The organism is Komagataeibacter kakiaceti JCM 25156, from assembly GCF_000613305.1.
This window is the reverse complement of sequence record NZ_BAIO01000312.1, coordinates 1-2,809: the sequence shown is the minus strand read 5'-3', so window position 1 is coordinate 2,809 and position 2,809 is coordinate 1. Positions and strand designations below refer to the sequence as shown.

Below are 2,809 nucleotides of genomic sequence, written 5' to 3'. Positions count from 1 at the left end.
TGGCGCTGGGCGACGCGGGCCTTCTGCCCCGCGTGAGCGCCTGCTTGCCGCGCCCGGTCTCGCGGGGTAAATGCGTATTCACATTTTCTCTAGCGATGGCGTGGGCGATCGGATAGGGACGAGCCACCTTGACCGTACAGAGCGGGAGCGTACGATATGACCAGTCATTCCAACGGCCACCTTTCCCTTCCCAAGGACAAGATCCGTATCCTGCTGCTTGAAGGCATTCATGACAGCGCCGTCAACCTGCTCAGGGAAAACGGGTACGAGAACGTCATACGCCTGAAAACGGCGCTGGAAGGCGAAGCCCTGCAGAAGGCGCTGGAAGGCGTGCATATCGTGGGCATCCGTTCACGCACGCAGCTGACGCGTGAGGTGATCGAGAAGGCCGACCGCCTGATTGCCATCGGCTGCTTCTGCATCGGTACCAACCAGGTTGACCTGGGCGCCGCGCGCGAGGCGGGCATTCCCGTGTTCAACGCGCCGTACAGTAACACGCGCTCCGTGGCCGAACTGGTCATGGGCGAGATCGTGATGCTGATGCGCCGCATCTTCCCCAAATCCGAGGAATGCCACGCGGGCGTGTGGAAGAAATCCGCCACCAATAGCTGGGAAGTGCGCGGCAAGACGCTGGGCATCGTGGGGTATGGCTCCATCGGCTCACAGCTTTCCGTGCTGGCGGAAGCCTTTGGCATGCGCGTGTACTATTACGATGTGATCGACAAGCTGGTGCATGGCAACGCCACGCCGGTCGATACGCTGGAGCACCTGCTGGCCCAGAGCGACGTGGTCAGCCTGCATGTGCCCCAGACGCCCGAGACCAAGGGCATGATCGGGGAAGCCCAGATCCGCGCGATGAAGAAGGGTTCCTTCCTCATCAACAACGCGCGTGGCAACGTGGTGGATCTCGATGCGCTGGCGGCGGCGATCAAGGACGGCCACCTGCTGGGTGCCGCGATCGACGTGTTCCCCAAGGAACCGAAGCAGGCGGGTGAGGCGCTGGAAACCCCGCTGCGTGGGCTGGATAACGTCATCCTGAGCCCGCATATCGGTGGCTCCACTGCGGAGGCGCAGGAGCGCATCGGCGTGGAAGTGGCGCGCAAGCTGGTGGAGTATTCCGATATCGGCTCCACGCTGGGTGCCGTGAACTTCCCCACCGTGCAGTTGCCCGAAAACCCGCACGGCACGCGCTTCATGCATGTGCACAGGAACGTGCCGGGCATCATGCTCCAGATCAACGAAATCTTCTCCAGTGAGTCCTGCAACATCACTGCCCAGTACCTCCAGACGGCGGGTGAACTGGGTTACGTGGTGGTCGAGGCCGATACCGGCCGCGATGTGGAAAAGGATAACCGCATCCTCGACCGCCTGCGCGAACTCAAGGGCACGCTGCGCGCCCGCCTGCTCTACAAGCAGGTCTAAGCGGCTGTTTTCAAACAGCCACCGAGCGGTTTTCCGCATGGCGTAGGAAAAAGGGGGCGTGTCGGTGGGCATGCCCCCTTTTTTTGCCCTGCGTTCCGCCGGATGCTGCGCGGGCGTGGGAACATGGCCATCCATGGCGCTTCATGCTAGGTCTGGAAGCAGGCGTGCCGTTATGTTTCATGGCACGCCACGCACCGGCATGCAGTGCGGAAATGGTTAATTTGGCAGGGTTTTCTACAGTGTGTGGTGATGTGGGCCTTCACGGGGGCAACCTGTGATCTGGGGTGATTTCCAGGCGGTGATCCAGCTTTCGGCGGGTCTGAATGTCGCCATTCTCAGCTTTGTCGATATCAGCCTGCCAGCGATCAAGGAACGCAGGCGCGTTTTCGCCAAGGCCCGGCAGGAACTCGAACTGCATCGGGGTGGCACTGAACACCAGCACCCCGATGAAGCCGAGGCCTATGCGGCGGCCGTGCAGGAAATGGATCGTAAACTGTTCATGCTATGGCAGGAATCTTCCACCTTCATCCGGGAAGAAGAGTCTCTCATCCGCTCGACCGGCGTGCTTGGCGTTATCGGCGCGGTGCTGAGCCTGGGGCTGCTGTGGTACTCCGCCGAGCATTACAGCGGCGAAATCTCCCTTATGGGGCGGTTTCTGATCATCCTGTCCTTCTGCTCGCTGCTCGGGGCGTTCCTGATCAATTTCATGACCGCGTCACAGGCGGGCGTGTTTACCAAGAAATGCAACACCATCCGCGAGGAAATGCATAACCGCCTGTAATATCGGGAAGGAATACCGCCGCCCGGCTACAGCGCGGTATGATGGCGCATGCGCCATATGATCCGCGCGCCATGCAGGATGAAGACCGAGACCAGCCCGACCCCGATGCCAAACCATAGCCCTGATGGCCCCATGGCGCGGTGGAACGCCAGGTACACCCCGGTGGGAAATCCCACGCCCCAGTAGCCGATAACGGCCAGCACCATCGGAATGGCCGTATCTCCCTGCCCGCGCAGGATGCCGGTGGCCACGACCTGTATCGCATCGGGGATCTGGAACGCAGCACCCACCAGCATAAGCCCCAGCGCCATGTGTATCGCCGTGCTGTTATCGGGCAGCGCCATGTCGAGATAGAAGCCAATGATGGAATGACGCCCCAGCGCCAGCACCATCGTGGCCACGCATGCCAGCAGGATGCCCAGCACCATGCCCGCGCCCGCGGTGCGGCGGACCATGGCGGGATCGCCCCGCCCCGTCCAGTAACCGATGCGGATGTTGCAGGCCTGTCCCAGCGCCAGGTACAGCACGAAGCACTGCATCCCCATGCCCAGCATGATCTGGAATGCCGCCAGCGCGCTGTCGCCAAGCGCGCGGCCTCCAGGCTGT

The 2,809-nt window shown here is 62.1% G+C and carries 3 protein-coding genes; 2 read left to right on the top strand and 1 reads right to left on the bottom strand.

Going from position 1 to position 2,809, the window contains the following annotated elements:
* Positions 1–156 precede the first annotated feature (156 nt).
* Positions 157–1,422, top strand: a complete 1,266-nt coding sequence (gene serA, locus JCM25156_RS12900; RefSeq protein ID WP_025813396.1) for a phosphoglycerate dehydrogenase — start codon at positions 157–159, stop codon at positions 1,420–1,422.
* A gap of 274 nt (positions 1,423–1,696) precedes the next feature.
* Positions 1,697–2,203 (top strand): hypothetical protein, encoded by a 507-nt coding sequence (locus tag JCM25156_RS12895; RefSeq protein WP_025813395.1) that lies wholly within the window; start codon positions 1,697–1,699, stop codon positions 2,201–2,203.
* Positions 2,204–2,229: 26 nt separating this feature from the next.
* Here the strand turns inward: JCM25156_RS12895 and JCM25156_RS12890 are convergent.
* The coding region (locus JCM25156_RS12890; RefSeq protein WP_025813394.1) for an MATE family efflux transporter at positions 2,230–2,809 on the bottom strand (580 nt) is incomplete at its 5' end.

Excerpts from the sequence above, each read along its gene's own strand:
- serA (WP_025813396.1), top strand. The coding sequence starts at position 157 with ATGACCAGTCATTCCAACGGCCACCTTTCCCTTCCCAAGGACAAGATC.